This is a genomic window from uncultured Aggregatibacter sp., assembly GCF_901873365.1.
Taxonomy (GTDB): Bacteria; Pseudomonadota; Gammaproteobacteria; order Enterobacterales; family Pasteurellaceae; genus Aggregatibacter.
In genome coordinates this window covers 1-19014 of record NZ_CABFLM010000066.1, presented here as the reverse complement: position 1 = coordinate 19014, position 19014 = coordinate 1, and the positions used below count along the sequence as shown (strand labels likewise).

The 19014-nt window shown below is 43.2% G+C and carries 22 protein-coding genes, 4 tRNA genes and 1 pseudogene; 19 read left to right on the top strand and 8 right to left on the bottom strand.

The features are described 5' to 3' along the window. Window positions 1–217 precede the first annotated feature (217 nt). Window positions 218–1297: an FAD:protein FMN transferase gene (locus QZ106_RS05755; RefSeq protein ID WP_295975422.1), complete on the bottom strand. Its 1080-nt coding sequence runs from the start codon at window positions 1295–1297 to the stop codon at window positions 218–220. Between the two features lie 229 nt (window positions 1298–1526). Here QZ106_RS05755 and pyrR point away from each other — a divergent pair, with 229 nt between their 5' ends. The 4 genes from pyrR to apaH all read left to right on the top strand — a co-directional run bounded on the left by pyrR (window position 1527) and on the right by apaH (window position 4842). Further along, window positions 1527–2063 carry a bifunctional pyr operon transcriptional regulator/uracil phosphoribosyltransferase PyrR gene (pyrR, locus tag QZ106_RS05750; protein WP_021615144.1) on the top strand — a complete coding sequence of 179 codons (537 nt, stop codon included), beginning with the start codon at window positions 1527–1529 and terminating at the stop codon, window positions 2061–2063. A 70-nt stretch (window positions 2064–2133) separates the two neighbouring features. Further along, a complete protein-coding gene (locus tag QZ106_RS05745) occupies window positions 2134–3057 on the top strand; it encodes a peptidylprolyl isomerase (protein WP_295975418.1) in 924 nt (307 codons plus the stop codon). A gap of 78 nt (window positions 3058–3135) precedes the next feature. After that, window positions 3136–3999, top strand: coding sequence for a 16S rRNA (adenine(1518)-N(6)/adenine(1519)-N(6))-dimethyltransferase RsmA (gene rsmA, locus QZ106_RS05740; protein WP_295975417.1), 864 nt, complete (start codon window positions 3136–3138; stop codon window positions 3997–3999). 15 nt (window positions 4000–4014) lie between these two features. Further along, window positions 4015–4842, top strand: coding sequence for a bis(5'-nucleosyl)-tetraphosphatase (symmetrical) ApaH (gene apaH / locus QZ106_RS05735; RefSeq protein WP_295975414.1), 828 nt, complete (start codon window positions 4015–4017; stop codon window positions 4840–4842). Between the two features lie 93 nt (window positions 4843–4935). Here the strand turns inward: apaH and pnuC are convergent, their stop codons facing one another. After that, window positions 4936–5625, bottom strand: coding sequence for a nicotinamide riboside transporter PnuC (pnuC, locus tag QZ106_RS05730; RefSeq protein ID WP_295975409.1), 690 nt, complete (start codon window positions 5623–5625; stop codon window positions 4936–4938). A gap of 191 nt (window positions 5626–5816) precedes the next feature. Here pnuC and rapA point away from each other — a divergent pair, with 191 nt between their 5' ends. After that, on the top strand, window positions 5817–8675 hold the full coding sequence (rapA, locus tag QZ106_RS05725; protein WP_295975406.1) for an RNA polymerase-associated protein RapA: 2859 nt from the start codon (window positions 5817–5819) through the stop codon (window positions 8673–8675). A 2-nt stretch (window positions 8676–8677) separates the two neighbouring features. After that, complete coding sequence (gene rluA / locus QZ106_RS05720; RefSeq protein WP_295975404.1) at window positions 8678–9337, top strand: bifunctional tRNA pseudouridine(32) synthase/23S rRNA pseudouridine(746) synthase RluA; 660 nt, start codon at window positions 8678–8680, stop codon at window positions 9335–9337. Window positions 9338–9391: 54 nt separating this feature from the next. On the opposite strand, the gene QZ106_RS05715 is transcribed toward rluA, so the two are convergent. Then, on the bottom strand, window positions 9392–9709 hold the full coding sequence (locus QZ106_RS05715) for a DUF4298 domain-containing protein (RefSeq protein WP_295975401.1): 318 nt from the start codon (window positions 9707–9709) through the stop codon (window positions 9392–9394). Window positions 9710–9867: 158 nt separating this feature from the next. Between QZ106_RS05715 and nqrM the strand changes: the two genes are divergently transcribed. The 3 genes from nqrM (at window position 9868) to mnmA (ending at window position 11625) form a co-directional block, all read left to right on the top strand. Beyond that, window positions 9868–10125: a (Na+)-NQR maturation NqrM gene (gene nqrM, locus QZ106_RS05710; RefSeq protein ID WP_295975398.1), complete on the top strand. Its 258-nt coding sequence runs from the start codon at window positions 9868–9870 to the stop codon at window positions 10123–10125. 30 nt (window positions 10126–10155) lie between these two features. Next, window positions 10156–10362, top strand: a complete 207-nt coding sequence (locus tag QZ106_RS05705; RefSeq protein WP_295975396.1) for a 4-oxalocrotonate tautomerase family protein — start codon at window positions 10156–10158, stop codon at window positions 10360–10362. Window positions 10363–10473: 111 nt separating this feature from the next. Further along, a complete protein-coding gene (gene mnmA, locus QZ106_RS05700; RefSeq protein WP_295975394.1) occupies window positions 10474–11625 on the top strand; it encodes a tRNA 2-thiouridine(34) synthase MnmA in 1152 nt (383 codons plus the stop codon). Window positions 11626–11633: 8 nt separating this feature from the next. Here mnmA and mutM read toward each other — a convergent pair whose 3' ends face one another. From mutM to radC, 4 genes are all read right to left on the bottom strand, one after another. After that, complete coding sequence (gene mutM / locus QZ106_RS05695) at window positions 11634–12449, bottom strand: bifunctional DNA-formamidopyrimidine glycosylase/DNA-(apurinic or apyrimidinic site) lyase (RefSeq protein ID WP_295975392.1); 816 nt, start codon at window positions 12447–12449, stop codon at window positions 11634–11636. Between the two features lie 69 nt (window positions 12450–12518). Continuing rightward, the gene (gene rpmG / locus QZ106_RS05690; protein WP_005613503.1) at window positions 12519–12689 is read right to left on the bottom strand and encodes a 50S ribosomal protein L33; all 171 of its coding nucleotides are present in this window, start codon (window positions 12687–12689) and stop codon (window positions 12519–12521) included. An 11-nt stretch (window positions 12690–12700) separates the two neighbouring features. Continuing rightward, window positions 12701–12937 (bottom strand): 50S ribosomal protein L28, encoded by a 237-nt coding sequence (gene rpmB, locus QZ106_RS05685; RefSeq protein ID WP_005542826.1) that lies wholly within the window; start codon window positions 12935–12937, stop codon window positions 12701–12703. A 209-nt stretch (window positions 12938–13146) separates the two neighbouring features. After that, complete coding sequence (gene radC / locus QZ106_RS05680) at window positions 13147–13806, bottom strand: DNA repair protein RadC (RefSeq protein ID WP_295975376.1); 660 nt, start codon at window positions 13804–13806, stop codon at window positions 13147–13149. A gap of 176 nt (window positions 13807–13982) precedes the next feature. Between radC and coaBC the strand changes: the two genes are divergently transcribed. The 5 genes from coaBC to crp all read left to right on the top strand — a co-directional run bounded on the left by coaBC (window position 13983) and on the right by crp (window position 17228). Continuing rightward, window positions 13983–15182 (top strand): bifunctional phosphopantothenoylcysteine decarboxylase/phosphopantothenate--cysteine ligase CoaBC, encoded by a 1200-nt coding sequence (gene coaBC / locus QZ106_RS05675; RefSeq protein WP_295975374.1) that lies wholly within the window; start codon window positions 13983–13985, stop codon window positions 15180–15182. Window positions 15183–15250: 68 nt separating this feature from the next. Continuing rightward, the gene (dut, locus tag QZ106_RS05670) at window positions 15251–15706 is read left to right on the top strand and encodes a dUTP diphosphatase (protein ID WP_021615128.1); all 456 of its coding nucleotides are present in this window, start codon (window positions 15251–15253) and stop codon (window positions 15704–15706) included. After that, window positions 15706–16305: a nucleoid occlusion factor SlmA gene (slmA, locus tag QZ106_RS05665; RefSeq protein WP_006716723.1), complete on the top strand. Its 600-nt coding sequence runs from the start codon at window positions 15706–15708 to the stop codon at window positions 16303–16305. Before dut ends, slmA begins: the two co-directional genes overlap by 1 nt. A gap of 23 nt (window positions 16306–16328) precedes the next feature. Beyond that, on the top strand, window positions 16329–16547 hold the full coding sequence (locus tag QZ106_RS05660; RefSeq protein WP_295975367.1) for a YheU family protein: 219 nt from the start codon (window positions 16329–16331) through the stop codon (window positions 16545–16547). Window positions 16548–16583: 36 nt separating this feature from the next. Further along, the gene (crp, locus tag QZ106_RS05655; RefSeq protein WP_021615125.1) at window positions 16584–17228 is read left to right on the top strand and encodes a cAMP-activated global transcriptional regulator CRP; all 645 of its coding nucleotides are present in this window, start codon (window positions 16584–16586) and stop codon (window positions 17226–17228) included. 62 nt (window positions 17229–17290) lie between these two features. On the opposite strand, the gene coaA is transcribed toward crp, so the two are convergent. After that, on the bottom strand, window positions 17291–18244 hold the full coding sequence (coaA, locus tag QZ106_RS05650) for a type I pantothenate kinase (protein ID WP_295975360.1): 954 nt from the start codon (window positions 18242–18244) through the stop codon (window positions 17291–17293). Window positions 18245–18460: 216 nt separating this feature from the next. Here coaA and QZ106_RS05645 point away from each other — a divergent pair. From QZ106_RS05645 to QZ106_RS05625, 5 genes and pseudogenes are all read left to right on the top strand, one after another. Continuing rightward, window positions 18461–18536: transfer RNA gene (locus tag QZ106_RS05645), tRNA-Thr, on the top strand. A gap of 31 nt (window positions 18537–18567) precedes the next feature. Continuing rightward, window positions 18568–18652, top strand: a tRNA-Tyr gene (locus QZ106_RS05640). Window positions 18653–18689: 37 nt separating this feature from the next. Continuing rightward, window positions 18690–18764, top strand: a tRNA-Gly gene (locus QZ106_RS05635). A 3-nt stretch (window positions 18765–18767) separates the two neighbouring features. After that, window positions 18768–18843, top strand: a tRNA-Thr gene (locus tag QZ106_RS05630). Between the two features lie 93 nt (window positions 18844–18936). Continuing rightward, a pseudogene (locus QZ106_RS05625) lies at window positions 18937–19014 on the top strand (elongation factor Tu); the annotation flags it as partial.

The window sequence follows — 19014 nt, the reverse complement described above, 5'->3', positions numbered from 1 at the left end:
AGTGAAACGCTGTTATGCCGATGGTAGTGTGGGAGATTCCCATGTGAGAGTAGGTCACCGCCAAGTTTATTAGTATGGACCCCTGATGTGAGAGCATCGGGGGTTTTTGATTTTTCGGGGAAAAGTGGGGAATGGAGAATGATTTGGAGAGAGAATCAATCAACATCATCCTCTGATGAGTAGGATGATGTTAAGGTCAAGATTGATTTTGCTTTTACTATTGTTCTAATAACGTCTTAAATGCACTCGACATTTCTGTGCGGTAGCCTTTACCTTCTTTAATGATCATAAATATTGCCAAATTTTCTTGTTCAGCAATTTCTATGGCTTTTTTTTCTCCAAGAACAAATAACCCCGTAGAAAGGCCATCTGCGGTCATGGAGCTAGGCGCTAAAACAGTTATTGAGGCGAGTGCGTGTTGAATTGGACGACCGGTATGCGGATCTATTTCATGGGAAAAGCGAATACCATCTTGTTCAAAATAGTTACGATAATTACCGGAAGTTGCCATAGCTAAATCTTTTATACCAATAATTTGCTGAGCAATTTGTGATCCATCGAAACTTGGCCGCTCAATTGCAATTTGCCATGGCTTACCTTCACTATTATGTCCTTTGGCACGAATTTCCCCACCGATTTCGACCATATAATTTTCTATCTGAAGACTTTCCAAATAATCTGCAACCTGATCAACACCAAATCCTTTAGCGATGGAAGAAAGATCAACGTACAGTTCTGGAATGGCTTTAGTAAGGTAAAATTTTCCGGCTTTTTCAGTAAGTGTTAACTTGTCGATACCAACCCAAGCCAGACGTGCTGCAAGTTGTTCTTCTGTGGGTTGTTTTTCTATGCGTTTTTCTGGGCCAAATCCCCAAAGATTGACAACCGGTCCAACGGTAACATCTAAAGCCCCTTGTGTGAGCTTATTAAGCCGAATTGCTTCCTTGATCACTTTGGCTAAATCAGAGGAGATTTCGATTGGTGTTTGGGTTTGTGTATTTTGGTTAAATTGGCTTAGCTCAGAGGTCTTGATATAAGTAGACATTTTAGCATTAACATCCACAAGAATTTTTTCAATATCTTCATGGACTTGTTTAGGCGAAGCCGGAAAATTATTTTTTTCTAAGTATTTGATATGGTAGGTACTTCCCATGGTTTCCCCGGCAAGGGCAACAATTTGTTCAGCTTTTGGGGTTGATAGTGATGTGTTTTCTACCGATGTTTGTGGTTTATCGCAAGCCGTTAATGTGATAGTCATTGCGGCGAATAATCCATACATAATAGGGGTAAGTTGCATCGTAATCCTCGAGTTGATGATGTTTAGCTCATTTTAGCCAAACAACGTAATGAAAGGTTAAAGAGTCTTCGCATTGTACAAGAAGGTGTCTGACTAAGGTAGACTTATCATTGATCATTCAACTTAAAGTATATGAAGTGCGGTTAAAAATGAGGATATTTTTAACCGCACTTTATTGAAAAATGTTAAGATAGTGCCCGTTTTGACTACGCTTTTTATGTAACAACTTATGGAAAAAATTATTGTTGATGAAAATCAGTTTTTAAGAACGATTTCACGGATTTCTCATGAGATTATTGAGAAGCATCAAACGCTGGATAATTTAGTGATTGTTGGGATTAAACGCCGTGGTGCCGAAATTGCCGAATTGATCCGGCAAAAGATTATGGCGTTAACACAAGTGGATGTGCCATCGTTTGATTTAGATATTACATTTTATCGTGATGATCTTAGCCTGATAGAAGAGGAAATGTCTCCAATTTATAAAGGTGCATCAATGCAAATGAATATTCAGAATAAAGAGATTATTCTTGTAGATGACGTGCTTTTTACCGGTCGTACTATTCGTGCGGCATTGGATGCGCTGACAGATTTTGGGCGAGCATCTCGGATTGAGTTAGTCATCTTTGTGGATCGTGGTCACCGTGAATTGCCTATTCGGGCAGATTATGTGGGCAAAAATGTCCCTACCAGCCGTAATGAAAATATTCAAGTTCGTACAAAACAGTTTGATCAATGTTACGAAGTCGCATTATTGTCTAAATAACCTTCGTGAACCTTTAAGCCAATTAATACTCTAAACAGCATCATTTAATCTGATTAAGGAATATTACTCTATGAATTTTAAGTCTATTTTTTCTGTTGCGCTGGTTTTCTTTGCTATGGCGACACAGGTGCAAGCCGAAGAAAAAGTGGTGGCAACTGTTAATGGTGTGCCGGTATTGGAAAGTCAAATTAAGCCGATACTCAATAAGAGAACCAGCCGTCAAGCGGCCATTGATAAAGTGATTAATGATATGCTGGTCAATCAAGCGGTAAAAGAGTCCGGTGTTAAAGTCAATGAAGCGAAAATTGATCAGATTATCGAAGGCATTGCTGCGCAAAACGGATTAACGTTTGGTCAGTTGTTGGATGCCCTTGATTATCAAGGGATTAACTACCACGCATATCGCCAACAGATTGCTCAACAAGTGTTAATGGCAGAGGTTCGTAACCATGCTATTAGCCAAAGCGTTGATGTAACGCGTGAGCAAGTGGAAGAACTGGCGGAGAAAATGCAAAAAGAAGCAAAAGCGAAAGGAAAAATGGAAAATGTGAAGGGAACAGAATACGAAGTCCGTCATATTTTATTGAAACTAAATCCATTATTGAATGATGCACAAGCGAAAAAGCAATTAACACAAATTCGAGCGGATATTGTTTCCGGCAAAATGACATTTGCTGAGGCAGCACTAAAATATTCTAAAGATTATCTATCTGGCGCTAACGGCGGAAACCTAGGTTATGCCTTTCTGGAAGCGTATGTAGGTCCATTCAGTCAAGCGATTCGTAGCGCTAAGAAAGGGGTGATCAGTGCGCCGTTTAAAACCGAATTCGGTTGGCATATTTTAGAGGTGACGAATACTCGTCAAGGGGATCGTACGGAAGAAGCGTATCGTCAAAAGGCCTATGAGCAAATTGTGAATCAACAATTACAAGATTCTGCCCGTGATTGGGTGCAAGCCTTGCGTAAACGTGCCGACATTAAATACTTAAATTAATCATCATCCCGACCCAATGGTCGGGATTTTGCTTTATAATACACCGCACTTTTCGTTATTTTTATAAGATCTTATTTAATGAATTCAAAAAAGCATTTAGGTCATACGGCGCGTAAACGGTTCGGGCAAAATTTCTTGCACGACAACAATGTGATTCAAAATATCGTGGCAGCAATTTATCCGCAAGCCAATCAATTTTTAGTGGAAATCGGTCCCGGGTTGGGCGCATTGACAGAGCCGGTTGCGGAGCAGGTAGATCGCTTGACTGTATTGGAGCTTGACCGTGATTTGGCGGAGCGCTTACGTCACCACCCGTTTTTACATCAAAAACTCAATGTCATCGAAACCGATGCCATGCAGTTTGATTTTTCCTCTCTTTATGAACAAGAACATTTGGCAGAAAAAGGGCAAAAATTGCGCGTGTTTGGTAACTTGCCGTATAACATTTCTACGCCGTTAATGTTCCATTTGTTTAAATATCATCACATTATTCAAGACATGCATTTCATGTTGCAAAAAGAAGTGGTGAAACGCCTATGTGCTGCGCCAAATAGCAAGGCTTACGGAAGATTGACTATCATGGCGCAATATTTCTGCCAAGTGATGCCGGTGTTGGAAGTGCCACCAAGTGCCTTCAAGCCTGCGCCAAAAGTCGATTCTGCCGTGGTTCGTTTAATCCCGCATGCCACACTGCCGCACCCGGTCAAGGATTTATATTGGCTTAATCGCGTCTGTTCGCAGGCATTTAATCAACGTCGCAAAACCTTGCGTAATGCCTTGTCCGGCTTATTTTCACCGGAAAATCTGACCGCACTTAACATCGATTTGAATGCACGAGCGGAAAATCTCAGCATTGCGGATTATGCCCGTTTAGCGAACTGGTTGGCGGATAACCCGCCGGCAGAGGTGAGCAAAGCGGATGTGGTGGATTCGGAAGCATAAAAAGAGCGGTCAAAAATGGCGACATATTTAGTGGGCGACCTACAAGGTTGTTATGACGAATTGCAGATGTTATTGGATCGAGTGAAATTCGACCCAACACAAGATACACTTTATTTAACCGGTGATTTGGTGGCACGGGGCGATAAATCGCTGGAATGTCTGCGTTTCGTTAAATCCTTAGGAACTGCCGCTTATACCGTCTTAGGTAATCATGATTTACATTTAATTTCCACCGCACTTGGCATTAAAAAAATCAAACCTCGTGATCGCGTTGCACCGATTTTTGCCGCACCGGATTTTTTTGAATTAATCCATTGGCTACGTCAACAACCTTTATTGATTCACCACGAACAACTGAATTTTGTCATGGCGCACGCCGGTATCTCGCCAGATTGGGATTTGGCAACCGCCAAAGCTTGCGCCAATGAAGTAGAGAATGTGCTGCGCCATGGCAATTATCGCTATCTCATTGAAAATATGTATTCGGAACAGCCTGATCGTTGGTCGCCAAATTTAAAAGGACTGGATCGTCTGCGTTACATTATTAATGCTTTTACTCGCATGCGTTTTTGCTATCGGGATCATCGCCTCGATTTTGCATGTAAACTGCCTATCAAGGATGCGCCAGAGAACCTTGCACCCTGGTTTGCTTTAGACAATCCGCTGTATCAAACTGAAAATATTGTTTTTGGGCATTGGGCGAGCTTAGTGGATGAAATCACGCCACCGAATATTTACGCTCTCGATACCGGTTGCGTTTGGAACAATCGTCTTACTATGTTGCGCTGGGAAGATAAGCACTATTTCACCCAAAGTGCGGTCAAAAATTACAGTGATTTTTAGTGGTAAGCAGAAGAAAAAAATGTCGCAATAGGTAGAGTATATTGCGACATTTTTTTATGCATAAATCATTAGTATGCTACAAGTCATAGACGATTATTTTTGTTTCATCAATTTCGTCCAGTTGTAATAGCCGTATAGCGAGTTCAATAAATAGGCACTATACATTAAATACATGGCTGGGGTTTCCGCCCATAAGGCAATGGAAAGGATATTTAACAAAATCCACAAAATCCATTGTTCACGGTAGCGTAAAATCATCAATAATTGGGCTGAAACAGTAATCACGGTGGTCAAACCGTCTAATCCTGTGGAGCTGCCGCCTGCCGCATTAAGGGCTTGCACGAACAATAACGTACCGACAATCACGGTGGTGGCAAGGATGAGCCAGCCTTGCAGCGTCAGTGATTTCGCAATAACGCTTTCTGCGCCGCTCTTTTCTTGTTGCATATGGGTTTTCCACATGAAATAACCGATAAATTGCGCTGGGATATAAACATACAAGACGGTATTCATTTCACCGATGAAATTCTCGCCCCATGCTACATAGAAGTAAGTGTAGGCAAAAATCAGCCCGAACAGATAATTACTGATTTTCCCTTTACTGACGAACACCACACAAATCACGCCGGCAATCCCGGAAATCATGGCAAGCGGCGATTGCGGATCTAAGACGAAAGCAACAATTTGTGCGGCAATAAAGAGAAATAGCCAAAACACTTCAAAAGGTTTCCAGTCGGAAAAAAGTTCTTGTTTTAGTTGATGTAAATACGGTTGTAGATTCATAGTCACCTCACAAATGGGATAAAGTGCGGTCATCTTAGGAAGTATTTTTTAGAATGTAAAGGATTTGCTACGTTTTTGTGTTGCTGATCACAAAAAAGATGTCATCACGTTAAACATGAATGGCATCGTGTCATTTCTTTTTCAGCGTAACAGGGCTAAAATATCGCCTTTTTATCAGTAGAGAGAACATCATGACTTTTGCGGTTGGGCAGCGTTGGATCAGTGAAACGGAAAATAATTTAGGCTTGGGAGTCATTCGCGCCGTGGATTTTCGGCAAGTGACAATTGATTTCCCTGCAACACAAGAACAACGTATTTATTCGGTGCAAAACGCGCCGTTAAATCGTGTGCAATTTCGTATCGGTGATTTGATTCAACATGTAGAAGGTTGGCATGGCGAAGTGCTCAATGTGGCGGAAAATAATGGCTTGCTGTTCTATTTGGTACAACAAGAGGGCAAGGAAGACCGTGTCGTCAGTGAAATGGACCTGGCTCATCGCATTTCTTTTTGCCGACCGCAAGAACGCCTGTTTTCCGCACAGATTGATCGTAACGACCATTTCGTGTTGCGTTACCAAGCGTTGCAATACCAAAAAGCGCAATTTCAATCGCCCTTGCGGGGCTTACGTGGTATCCGCGCCGGGCTGATTCCTCATCAATTACACATTGCGAAAGAAGCCGGGCGGCGTATTGCACCACGCGTGTTGTTGGCCGATGAAGTGGGTTTGGGTAAAACCATTGAAGCCGGCATGATTTTGCAGCAGCAATTATTTGCCGAAAAGGTGCGCCGCGTGCTGGTTATTGTGCCGGAAACGTTGCAACATCAATGGTTGGTCGAAATGTTGCGTCGTTTTAATTTGCACTTTTCGCTGTTTGATGAAGAACGTTGCGCTGATTTTGCCGCGACAGAAGAGCAGGAAGAAGTGAATCCGTTTACCACCGAATCCATGATTATTTGCGCCTTGGATTGGTTGGTGCAAACGCCAAAACGGGTACAACAAATCTTGGCGGCCGGTTTTGATATGCTCATTGTCGATGAAGTGCATCATTTGGTGTATGACGAGGTCAATCCAAGCTTAGAATATCAGTTAGTGCAACAACTGACACAACAGATTCCCGCCGTGTTATTACTCACCGCCACACCGGAGCAGCTTGGTCAGCAAAGTCATTTTGCCCGTTTGAATTTATTAGACCCACATCGTTTCCACGACTATCAGGCTTTTTTAAAAGAACAGCAAAATTATCAGCCGATTGCCGAAGCCACACAGGCATTACTGGAGAATCGCCCATTAAATGTGGATGAAAAGCGCACGATTTCCTTGTTGTTGGCTAAGTCAATTAATTTTGAAACCGGCAATAAGACGAAGTTAATTCAACAGCTTATCGACCGCCACGGCACCGGGCGTTTATTGTTCCGCAATACCCGTCAAAGCGTACAAGGCTTCCCGAAAAGGGTGTATCACCCTATTGCCTTATCTCAGCCGAAGCAATATGAAAATGCAGTGAAAACGCGCCTTGCCTTTGGTGAAAATCCGTTGCAATGCGCGATTTATCCTGAACATTTTCTGCGAGAGCTGAACGCGAATACGGCATGGTGGGAATTTGACCCGCGCGTGCAATGGCTCATCGATTTTTTAAAACAACATCGACAGGAAAAAGTGTTGGTGATTTGTCGTTATGCTGATACGGCAATTCAGCTGGAGCAAATTTTGCGTGAAAAAGAAGGCATTCGTAGCGCGGTATTCCACGAAAAAATGTCTATTGTGGAACGCGATCGTGCGGCGGCGTATTTTACTCAGCAAGAAAATGGTGCACAGGTGCTACTCAGCTCTGGGATCGGCTCTGAGGGGCGAAACTTCCAATTTGCTTGCCATTTAGTACTGTTTAATTTGCCGGAAAATCCTGATTTGTTAGAGCAGTGTATCGGGCGTTTGGATCGCATTGGACAAACGCGAGAAATTCAAATTTATCAGCCGTATTTTGCCGACAGTGCACAAGCGGTGTTGGCTGATTGGTATCACTTGGGCTTAAATGCCTTCAATGAAACATGCCCGATGGGCGCCTTATTGTTAGAACAGTTTGCCGAAGTATTGCAAAAAACATTGCAAAATCCGACCGCACTTGACGCTCGTCAGGACTTAATTGAGCGTACTCAAGAGGAAAGGTTACGCCTGAAGCAGCTGTTAGAGCAAGGGCGTGATTTGTTGTTGGAGCTTAACTCTAACGGTGGCGAGGCGGCGAAGCAGCTGGCACAAGACATTGCCGAGCAAGATGGCAGTCAGGAGTTAGTCAATTTTGCCTTGAATCTGTTTGATGTCATCGGCGTGGAACAGGAAGATTTAGGTGAGCAATCTATCGTCATTACGCCCACAGGCACGATGCTTATGCCCGATTTCCCGGGCTTGAAAGAGGAAGGTGTCACGGTCACTTTCGACCGTCAATTGGCGTTGGCACGCGAGGAGTTGGAGTTCCTCACTTGGGATCATCCGATGATTTACCACGGCATTGATTTAATCACTTCCGGCGACATTGGAAAAAGCGCCGTAGCGTTGTTGGTGAATAAAAATCTGCCATCAGGCACGCTGTTACTGGAGTTGGTTTATGTGGTGGAAACCCAAGCGCCACAAGGGTTACAATTAACCCGCTTTTTACCGCCAACACCGATTCGTCTGTTGCTGGATAATCGCGGTAATGATTTGGCACCGCAAGTGGCATTTGACACATTACAACACAAATTGAAGCCGATGGAACGCAATGTAGCGAATAAAATTGTGAAAATGCTGCGTCCGAGCATTGAAGGGCTGATTGCCCAAGGTGAGCGTTTGGTGGTGGCACAAAGTGAGCAGATTATCAATGCCGCGCAACAAGAAGCTGAGCAGCAATTGGATGCAGAACTCAACCGATTAATCGCGTTACAAAAAGTGAATAAAAACATTCGCGCCGATGAAATTCACACGTTAGAACGTCAACGCACCCAAATTTTACAGCTGTTACAACAGGCAAACTGGCGTTTAGATTGCTTGCGTGTGATTGTGAGCAATAAGGAATAAACATGGCCCTGATTGAATATAATCCGCCGCAGGAACCTTGGCTGGATTTAGTGTATCGCGATGATTATATTGCGGTGGTGAACAAGCCGAGTGGCCTGCTTTCCGTGCCGGGTAATCAGCCGCAATATTACGACAGCGCGATGTCGCGAGTGAAAGAAAAGTACGGTTTTTGTGAACCGGCACATCGACTCGACATGGCCACCAGCGGCATTTTGTTGTTTGCTTTGAGCAAAGCGGCAGATCGCGAGTTAAAACGCCAATTTCGTGAACGTGAACCGAAAAAATATTATCAGGCGTTGGTTTGGGGACATGTGGAACAAGATCATGGGGTTGTGGAGTTGCCGCTGATTTGCGACTGGGAAAATCGCCCACGCCAAAAAATTTGCTTTGAACGAGGTAAAAGAGCGGTCACTTTTTACGATGTTTTACAACGTTATCCCAATAATACGACACGCGTAAAACTTACGCCGATTACAGGGCGTTCCCATCAATTACGTTTGCACATGCTGGCACTTGGGCATCCGATTTTAGGTGATAAATTCTACGCACATCCACAAGCCAAAGCGTTATCGCCTCGCCTCTGCTTGCACGCGGAAAGCCTGCAGATTCAACATCCGATTACCGGGGAAACGATGGAATTCACCGCGCCGGTCGGTTTTTAAGGTGCTACGGCGCATCGCTTAAGCGCGAGGCTACATCGTGGCGATTAGGGCTATTTATTTTGGCGTATCTAAAATTTGTGCCACCAGTTTTAAGTAGCCGATGGCCAATGATCGTTGTGTGACACTTACATCAAATATCGCATCTTCGGTTAATACGCCACAAGGCATCTCCTCCGGTATTTCACCTTGCTCATAAGCTTGATAGTCTTGTCGCCAGTCACCGTCAAAATAATAATGTTCTAACTTGGTTATCGTCGGTAAAATCTGTTGCCATTTTTCTAAAAATTGTTCCGCTTCAAGTAAAAATGCTTCCGATTGACCTAGAAGGGTTTCCATTTCTTGAATTTGTTCTAACCGTTTTTGGGGTAACATAATTGCTTCCTTATTGCTTGAATAGATATAAAACCTAGTCTAACCTGTGTCAGTCATTGTAGAATGACACTCAAGATACATTGCACATGACGCATTTTATAATGCAGTTCACGAAAGACAAAAGTGCGGTGTCTATTTTTATCGTTTATGGAGCGAGTATGAAATTATTTTTAGTCACTTTCGGTATTTTTCTTCTGATTATTTTAGCCATGGCATTGGGCTATATTGTGAAACGCCAAGCGCTGAAAGGCAGTTGTGGCGGTTTATCGTCTTTAGGTATTGCCAAAGCCTGCGATTGCGATAAACCTTGCGACACTTTGCAGTCTAAATTGGATGCCGGCGATGAAAATGCGAAGGCAGAATATGAACAAAAATTTGCGCAAAAAGAGAAAGCTCAGTTTTACGAAGTGAAGTAGTTCTATTTAACGTTGTGATGAGAGAACAGTATGCCGTATGTCAATATTAAAGTTACCGGTGGTGCAGAAGCGCCGACAGCTAAACAGAAAGCAGAGTTAATTGAAGGTGTCACCTATTTATTACAGAAAGTGTTGAACAAAAATCCTGAAACGACAGTGGTGGTTATTGATGAGGTCGATATGGACAACTGGGGGATTGGAGGGAAAACGGTGACTTCTCGACGTGCAATGAAGTGATCAGGCTACAACCTGTATGAAAGTGCCCGAAATTGTCGGGCATTTTTACTCTTACTTGATTTACGGTAGAATGCACAATTATTTATTTAGTGGAACGTTCATTATTAAACTATGAAATCACAAACCTACGAAAAACATTTTCCTAAACTCTCCGCTGAGCAACTTGCCCAAAATGCCACGAAAAAAGTGATTTGCGGCATGTCCGGCGGGGTAGATTCCTCCGTTTCTGCGTTTATTCTTCAACAGCAAGGCTACCAAGTGGAAGGCCTTTTTATGAAAAACTGGGAAGAAGATGACGATACCGATTATTGTACAGCCGCCGCGGATTTAGCTGACGCTCAGGCGGTGTGCGACAAGCTCGGGATTAAGCTACATAAAATCAATTTTGCGGCGGAATATTGGGATAATGTGTTTGAGCATTTCCTTAGCGAATACAAGGCTGGTCGTACTCCGAATCCGGATATTCTGTGTAACAAAGAAATTAAATTTAAAGCTTTCTTGGAATATGCCGCAGAAGATTTGGGCGCTAACTATATTGCTACCGGGCATTATGTACGCCGTCGCGGCGCGGATGATAACGCACAATTATTGCGCGGTTTGGATGCCAACAAAGATCAGAGCTATTTTTTATATACATTGAGCAGTAAGCAAGTGGGACAAAGTCTGTTTCCTGTTGGCGACATTGAAAAGCCGATTGTACGCGCGATTGCTGAAGATTTAGGCTTGGTAACGGCGAAGAAGAAGGATTCTACCGGTATTTGTTTTATCGGTGAGCGTAAATTTAAAGATTTCTTAGCCCGTTACTTGCCGGCGCAACCGGGCAATATTCGCACGGTAGAGGGCGACATTATTGGTCGCCACGATGGTTTGATGTATCACACATTGGGCCAACGCAAAGGCTTGGGCATTGGTGGCGTGAAGGGGGCTAGTGAAGAAGCTTGGTATGTGGTGGAAAAAGATCTGGTGAATAATGAATTGATTGTAGCGCAAGGTCATGATCATTCTGCGTTACTTTCTACCGGTTTAATCGCACAACAATTGCATTGGGTCGATCGTCAACGGATTCGTGAACCGTTGCGTTGTACGGTGAAAACCCGTTATCGCCAAACGGATGTGCCTTGTATCATTGAACCTATCGACGATGAAAGCATCAAAGTCATTTTTGATGAGCCGCAAATTGCCGTTACGCCGGGGCAATCAGCCGTCTTCTATTTGGATGAAGTTTGCCTTGGCGGCGGTATTATCGAGCAGCAATTGAAGTAATTATATCGTTAACTTTTCTTCTGACACATCGGGCAATAAAAACTATTCCGTTGCCCGATGACTAAACTTTCAATTTTTGTACCGCACGTTGGGCAAGGTTTGCCTTTATTCCCGTAAACCAACAATTCTTGGGCGAAATAACCCGGTCTGCCATCAGGTTGTAAGAAATCTTTGAGTGTGGTTCCACCTTGTTCAATGGCTTTGGCAAGAACGGATTTAATGGTTTCGACCAAACGCTCACACTGTTTTCGGGTGAGATTCGCGGCAAGTTTTAATGGGTGCAAGCCGGACAAGAACAAACTTTCATTCGCATAAATGTTGCCAACGCCCACCACCACAGCATTATCCATTAAAAAGGTTTTAAGTGCGGTCGTTTTTTTGCGAGATTTTTTGAAAAGATAGTCGGCGTTAAATTCCTCTGATAGCGGTTCCGGCCCCAGTTTCAAAAATAAATGAAACTCGTCTAATTTTTCCGTCCATAACCAAGCGCCAAAACGGCGCGGATCGTTATAGCGTAATAATCTGCCGTTGTTCATTACAATATCCAAGTGATCGTGTTTATCAACCAGGCTGTCATGCGGTACGATTCTTACGGTTCCCGACATTCCTAGGTGCCCGATGATATAGCCTTGTTCGGTATGAATGATGAGGTATTTAGCACGGCGAGTAAGATCCAGAATTTTCACCTGATGCAATGTCGATAATGCCGGTGATACTGTCCAACGGAGTTTCGGCTGGCGTACCTCAATTTTTTCAATCACGTAATCTTTCAAATAAGGGCTCACGCCACGCAGTGCGGTTTCGACTTCAGGTAGTTCAGGCATTCTCTTTCTCCGATAGCCACTGGATATAAAAAAACCCGAACAGTGTCGGGTTTTTCAATTCACGCAAAATTATTTGATTTTTGCTTCTTTATAAATAACGTGTTTACGCACAACTGGATCAAATTTTTTGATTTCCATTTTTTCAGGCATATTACGTTTGTTTTTGTCAGTTGTGTAGAAATGACCAGTTTCTGCGGTAGAAACTAAACGGATTTTCTCACGAGCACCTTTTGCTGCCATTTGTTAGCTCCTTAGATTTTCTCGCCACGAGCACGGATTTCAGCTAAAACTGCATCAATGCCTTTTTTATCAATAATACGCATACCTTTTGCAGTTAAGCGTAATGTTACGAAACGGTTTTCACTTTCAACCCAGAAACGGTGAGTGTGAAGGTTAGGAAGAAAACGACGACGAGTCGCGTTCATTGCGTGAGAGCGGTTGTTACCCACTGCCGGACGCTTGCCTGTTACTTGACAGACTCTAGACATATTAATCTCCAATAATGAAATTTAAGCTCGAGCTTACGGTTCGGAATATTTCAAAAATCGCTTTTTGAATGACCTCGTCAGGTCGTATAACCCGACCCGCATACTATATTAAAGGTCGTGCATTATACTCACTTTATCTTGCATTCTCAAGCCTAAATCCTGAATTTGCTGACATTAAAACGAAAATTTATCCCAAAGTGCGGTGCGTTTTAGAGCAGATTTTGTTCCGCAAAGGAAAAATAATCGCCTTTGCCAATCACAAAATGATCCAGCACACGGATTTCCACCAACTCTGCCGCCTGCTTGATCGCCTCCGTAATTTGTCGGTCGGAAAAACTAGGTTCTGCCACACCGGAAGGGTGATTATGAGCCAGAATAATCGCCGCCGCATTACAAGCCAACGCTTCCTTGATGACTTCGCGCGGATACACCATCGCTTTATTAATTGTGCCGAGAAACAAGCGTTCCTGCTTAATCAACCGATGTTGGTTATCTAAGAAAAGCACTAAGAAAATTTCTCGCTCTGTATTTTCTAACTCTGTTTGTAAGTACATTTTCACCGTCTCTGACGAACTAAAACAATACCCTTCTTTAAGTTCCGCCAATAAATAACGACGGGTCATTTCCGTACAAGCTTGCAACTGAATAAACTGCGTAATACCAATGCCTTTCACGGCACAAAACTGCTTTTGATTGGCGCTAATGAGCCCTCGCAACGAGCCAAAATGTTGTAGCACATTTTTCGATAGCTGCATCACCGGACAATCTTTAATGCCAGTACGCAAGAAGATGGCCAAAAGCTCATCATCTGTCAATGCCGCAGCGCCATATTTTAAGAGCTTTTCCCTTGGCATTAAGGCCTCATCCATTTCTTTAACCTCGCAAAAAATAACAGATTCGCTATTCATTCACAGGGCGTCGTAAAATCCAAAAAGTACATTTAAAAGATGGGATTGGGATCGCAAAATAAGATTTTTGATTAAATCATAATTCAAGTAGAATAAGCGGATTCATCTCCGAGTCAGTCAATTCATGGGATTCAAGCATGATTAATCTAGAAAATAAACGCATTGTTGTGGGCATTACCGGCGGCATTGCCGCGTACAAAACCATCGAATTAATTCGTTTATTACGCAAAGCCAATGCGCAGGTTCGTGTGGTGCTCACGCCTGCCGCCGCAGAATTTGTGACCCCACTCACCTTGCAAGCGATTTCCGGCAATGCCGTGGCGCAATCGTTATTGGATCCGCAAGCAGAACTGGCAATGGGACATATTGAATTGGCAAAATGGGCGGATGTCGTATTAATCGCGCCAGCCAGTGCCGATTTTATTGCTCGCTTAACTGTCGGCATCGCGAACGATTTACTTTCTACGATTTGTCTTGCTACCAGCGCACCGATTTTTCTTGCGCCGGCGATGAATCAACAAATGTATCGCCAAGCCATAATGCAGCAAAATCTGACCGCACTTTTAAGCCGTGGCATACAACTTATCGGCCCGAACAGTGGTGAACAGGCCTGTGGTGATGTAGGTGCTGGGCGGATGTCCGAACCTTCTGAAATTTTCACCGCACTTTGCCATCATTTTGCGGGACAGCAAGATTTGCTCGGACTCCATGTTGCTATTACAGCAGGTCCAACACGCGAGGCCATCGATCCAGTGCGTTACATTTCCAATCACAGCTCCGGTAAAATGGGCTTTGCCATTGCAGAGGCTTTTGCCAAACGTGGCGCACAGGTGACGCTAATTGCCGGCCCGGTGAATCTGACCGCCTCACCCAATATTCATCGTATTAATGTCACTTCCGCGCAAGAAATGTGGCAAACCGCCTTAGAAAGTGCGGTCAAAAATCACATTTTTATTGGTTGTGCTGCGGTGGCGGATTACCGTATTGCGGATATCGCTGATCAAAAAATCAAAAAATCGGCTGAAGAAATGACGTTAAAGCTCGTTAAAAATCCGGACATCATCGCAGATGTGGCGCATCTTACGGAAAAGCGCCCTTTCACTATTGGGTTTGCGGCTGAAACGCAGAATGTTGCCGATTATGCGAAAGATAAACTGACGCGCAAAAATTTGGATATGATTTGTGCTAATGACGTTTCCGGTGGGCAAGTGTTCGGACAAGATCACAATGCGCTACACCTCTTTTGGAAGCATGGCGAAAAAGTCTTGCCGCAGGCGGATAAAAATACCTTAGCAGAAGCATTAGTCAGTGAAATTATGGCGCATTACCGTCAATAAAAAACACAACAAAAACCCACCGCACTTTATCAAAAACACAAAAGATTTCGTTAAAGGAAAAGATCACAATGAAAAAAATTGACGTTAAAATTTTAGATAGCCGTCTTGGCAGCGAATTTCCTTTGCCAACGTATGCTACTGAAGGATCAGCCGGTTTGGATTTACGTGCGCTCCTAGACAATGGCATTGAAATCCAACCGGGTGAAACCAAATTAATTCCAACGGGGCTTTCTATTTATATTGCCGATCCCAATTTAGCGGCAGTGATTTTACCGCGTTCCGGTTTAGGCCATAAACACGGCATTGTGTTGGGCAATTTAGTCGGTTTAATCGATTCTGATTATCAAGGTCCGCTCATGGTTTCCGTGTGGAATCGTGGCAATGAACCGTTCAAAATTGAAGTAGGCGATCGCATCGCGCAATTAGTCTTTGTGCCCGTTGTGCAAGCAGAATTTAATATCGTCAACGAATTTCATGCCACAGAACGTGGCGAAGGCGGTTTCGGCCATTCAGGTAAACACTAATGGAACAAACCAATAAACGCAGTATTAAAGAACGCCGCCAACAAGTGTTGACGGTGCTCACGCATATGTTGCATTCCGAACGCGGCATGGAGCGTATGACAACGGCGCGTTTAGCCGCAGAAGTGGGCGTATCAGAAGCGGCGTTGTACCGTTATTACCCGAGCAAAACCAAGATTTTTGAAGCCTTAATTGAGAATATCGAAAGCACATTGCTTAATCGCATTTCACAATCGATCAAAAACGAAACCAACACTATGCAACGGGTAAAAGACATCCTGCAGATGATCTTGGATTTTGCCCGTAAAAACCCCGGTTTAACCCGTGTGTTAACCGGCCATGCGTTGATGTTTGAAGATGCCAAACTACAAGCCCGCGTTGCCACCTTTTTTGACAGGCTGGAATTGCAGTTTGTGAATATTCTGCAAATGCGAAAATTGCGCGAAGGACGCGGATTTAACGTGGACGAACGCATTATCGCCGCACACCTCGTCACCCTCTGTGAAGGGCAGTTTATGCGCTATGTGCGTTCCAACTTCCGACACACACCAAATCAAGGGTTTAGCCAGCAATGGCAGCTCATTGAAAGCTTATTTGCATAATTTATTTATTTAGGTAATATGTCGTGATTATTCCTTGGCAAGAACTGGCGGAAGACACCTTAATCAATATTGTGGAAAGCGTCATTTTACGTGAAGGAACCGATTATGGTTCACATGAACAGACTTTCGAACAAAAAAAGAAAGCGCTACTGAACAAAATCCGCCAAGGACGTGCGGTGATTGTTTGGTCTGAACTACATGAATCTATCGATATAAAAGATAAAACGGATTTTTTTAGATAAACCTTTTAGTTTTTCATAATTAGATGGAGGTTTTACGTGCAGGAACAGGACGCACAAGCCACACAACCGACGGATCCGATGCTGGAGTGGTTTTTATCACATTGCCACATCAAAAAATATGCAGCGAAAAGCATACTGATTAACGCCGGAGAAGAAGCAGATACGTTGTATTACATCATTAGCGGTTCGGTTTCCGTCATGGTAAAGGATGAAGACGGCAGGGAAATGATTTTGACCTATTTAGGCAAGGGCGAGTTCTTTGGTGAGGCAGGATTATTTGAAGATGGTCAACTGCGTTCTGCATGGGTTAAAGCAAAGACCGCTTGTGAGGTTGCTGAAATTTCCTATCGGAAATTTCGTCAATTAATTCAAGTTAGCCCCGATATTTTAATGTATCTGACCGCACAATTAGCCCATCGCTTACAACGAACATCACGGCAAGTCAGCAATCTAGCTTTCTTAGATGTGACCGGACGTATTGCGCAAACCTTATTAAATTTAGCCAAAATGCCGGACGCCATGACGCATCCGGACGGGATGCAAATTAAAATTACCCGTCAGGAAATCGGACAGATGGTGGGATGCTCTCGTGAAACAGTGGGGCGTATTATGAGAATGTTGGAAGAGCAACATTTGATTACAGCCCATGGTAAAACAATCGTGATTCATGGGACTCGATAAAAATAGAAAGAAAAACGACCGCACTTTATGTCTTACTGAATTAAGTGCGGTCTCTTTTTGTCTTATTTTCGCAGTTTGACTAACTCGACTTCATGATTAACCCCTTTCTTTAAGATTAGATTGGCACGTTCACGGGTCGGCAAAATATTTTCTCTTAAATTTAATCCATTAATGTCATCCCAAATACGGCTGGCTGTTGCAATGGCTTCTTGTTCGGAAAGATTGGCATAATGTTTAAAATAGGAATTCGGGTTAGAAAACGCACTTTGTCGGAATTTTAAGAATCGACGGATATACCATTCTTTTAATAAGCTTTCTTCTGCGTCCACATAAATCGAAAAATCCACAAAATCTGAAACGAAGGTTTGATTTGCACGATTATCATTGGGTTGGAGGACGTTGAGCCCTTCTAATATCAGAATATCCGGTTGATCAATAACATTAAACTGTTCAGGAATAATGTCATAAGTTAAATGAGAATAAATTGGTGCTTTCACATGATGTTTACCGGATTTGATATCAGCTAAGAAATGAATTAATTTTGGTGTATCGTAAGAAATCGGAAAACCTTTCTTTTGTAATAGTTGATGCTTTTGTAAATAAGAAAGCGGATGCAAAAAACCATCGGTAGTAATTAAATCCACTTTCCGTTCACTCGGCCAATGGCTAAGAAGAGATTGTAAAATGCGTGCCGAGGTGCTTTTGCCTACGGCAACACTGCCGGCAATACTGATGATATAGGGTACTTTGGGACTTTCTCCGCCAAGAAAGCGATGAAGAACATTCTGGCGACGAATGTTTTCTTCTATATAGTAGTTAATCAGGCGGGTGAGTGGCAGGTAAATTGTACGTACTTCATCCAGCGATAATTCTTCATTAAAACCCAGTAGCGGTTTAAGATCTTGCTCGGTCAATTTTAATGGCACGGATTTGCGTAAGGCAGCCCAATGCTGTCGTTCAAAGGATAAAAAGGGGGTTAATTTGTCTGAAAAAGTGTCAGAAATTGGAGATTCCACGATTAAATTGCGCTTCCGTTGAGTAAAATAATGGGTGAAATATACCTTATAAATGAAAGGATGCGCAGTAAAAATTTAGTTGTGCTTATAAATTAAGCAAATCAGTATTCTCTTTTGTTTGATAATTAAACGAATAATTAAAAAAAAACGATTTATAAAAAAAAAGACTTGTCAGGTATAAAAAAATCCCTATAATACGCCTCACTTGTTCACGAGGCCGACTTAGCTCAGTAGGTAGAGCAACTGACTTGTAATCAGTAGGTCATCAGTTCGATTCCGATAGTCGGCACCATTATCTCGTGTGATAAGCCCCAAATTAGCGTGGAGGGATTCCCGAGCGGCCAAAGGGAGCAGACTGTAAATCTGCCGGCTCAGCCTTCGAAGGTTCGAATCCTTCTCCCTCCACCATTTCTAAGCGACTGATGGGACAGATGAATTAAGAACGGCGGGCATCGTATAATGGCTATTACCTTAGCCTTCCAAGCTAATGACGCGGGTTCGATTCCCGCTGCCCGCTCCAAGCGCTGATATAGCTCAGTTGGTAGAGCGCACCCTTGGTAAGGGTGAGGTCGGCAGTTCGAATCTGCCTATCAGCACCACTTCTTAATAATCTCTCCATTACAAATTTTAATACTTTGGTTAATCTGGTAAATTGAACCATCGATAACCGTGTTTGTTTAGAGGGACAATCAATGTCTAAAGAAAAATTTGAACGTACAAAACCGCACGTTAACGTGGGTACAATCGGCCACGTTGACCATGGTAAAACC

What these genes read in the sequence shown, in the direction of transcription:
- QZ106_RS05755 (WP_295975422.1), bottom strand. Translation starts at nt 1,297, where the DNA reads ATGCAACTTACCCCTATTATGTATGGATTATTCGCCGCAATGACTATC.
- pyrR (WP_021615144.1), top strand. Translation starts at nt 1,527, where the DNA reads ATGGAAAAAATTATTGTTGATGAAAATCAGTTTTTAAGAACGATTTCA.
- QZ106_RS05745 (WP_295975418.1), top strand. Translation starts at nt 2,134, where the DNA reads ATGAATTTTAAGTCTATTTTTTCTGTTGCGCTGGTTTTCTTTGCTATG.
- rsmA (WP_295975417.1), top strand. Translation starts at nt 3,136, where the DNA reads ATGAATTCAAAAAAGCATTTAGGTCATACGGCGCGTAAACGGTTCGGG.
- apaH (WP_295975414.1), top strand. Translation starts at nt 4,015, where the DNA reads ATGGCGACATATTTAGTGGGCGACCTACAAGGTTGTTATGACGAATTG.
- pnuC (WP_295975409.1), bottom strand. Translation starts at nt 5,625, where the DNA reads ATGAATCTACAACCGTATTTACATCAACTAAAACAAGAACTTTTTTCC.
- rapA (WP_295975406.1), top strand. Translation starts at nt 5,817, where the DNA reads ATGACTTTTGCGGTTGGGCAGCGTTGGATCAGTGAAACGGAAAATAAT.
- rluA (WP_295975404.1), top strand. Translation starts at nt 8,678, where the DNA reads ATGGCCCTGATTGAATATAATCCGCCGCAGGAACCTTGGCTGGATTTA.
- QZ106_RS05715 (WP_295975401.1), bottom strand. Translation starts at nt 9,709, where the DNA reads ATGTTACCCCAAAAACGGTTAGAACAAATTCAAGAAATGGAAACCCTT.
- nqrM (WP_295975398.1), top strand. Translation starts at nt 9,868, where the DNA reads ATGAAATTATTTTTAGTCACTTTCGGTATTTTTCTTCTGATTATTTTA.
- QZ106_RS05705 (WP_295975396.1), top strand. Translation starts at nt 10,156, where the DNA reads ATGCCGTATGTCAATATTAAAGTTACCGGTGGTGCAGAAGCGCCGACA.
- mnmA (WP_295975394.1), top strand. Translation starts at nt 10,474, where the DNA reads ATGAAATCACAAACCTACGAAAAACATTTTCCTAAACTCTCCGCTGAG.
- mutM (WP_295975392.1), bottom strand. Translation starts at nt 12,449, where the DNA reads ATGCCTGAACTACCTGAAGTCGAAACCGCACTGCGTGGCGTGAGCCCT.
- rpmG (WP_005613503.1), bottom strand. Translation starts at nt 12,689, where the DNA reads ATGGCAGCAAAAGGTGCTCGTGAGAAAATCCGTTTAGTTTCTACCGCA.
- rpmB (WP_005542826.1), bottom strand. Translation starts at nt 12,937, where the DNA reads ATGTCTAGAGTCTGTCAAGTAACAGGCAAGCGTCCGGCAGTGGGTAAC.
- radC (WP_295975376.1), bottom strand. Translation starts at nt 13,806, where the DNA reads ATGGATGAGGCCTTAATGCCAAGGGAAAAGCTCTTAAAATATGGCGCT.
- coaBC (WP_295975374.1), top strand. Translation starts at nt 13,983, where the DNA reads ATGATTAATCTAGAAAATAAACGCATTGTTGTGGGCATTACCGGCGGC.
- dut (WP_021615128.1), top strand. Translation starts at nt 15,251, where the DNA reads ATGAAAAAAATTGACGTTAAAATTTTAGATAGCCGTCTTGGCAGCGAA.
- slmA (WP_006716723.1), top strand. Translation starts at nt 15,706, where the DNA reads ATGGAACAAACCAATAAACGCAGTATTAAAGAACGCCGCCAACAAGTG.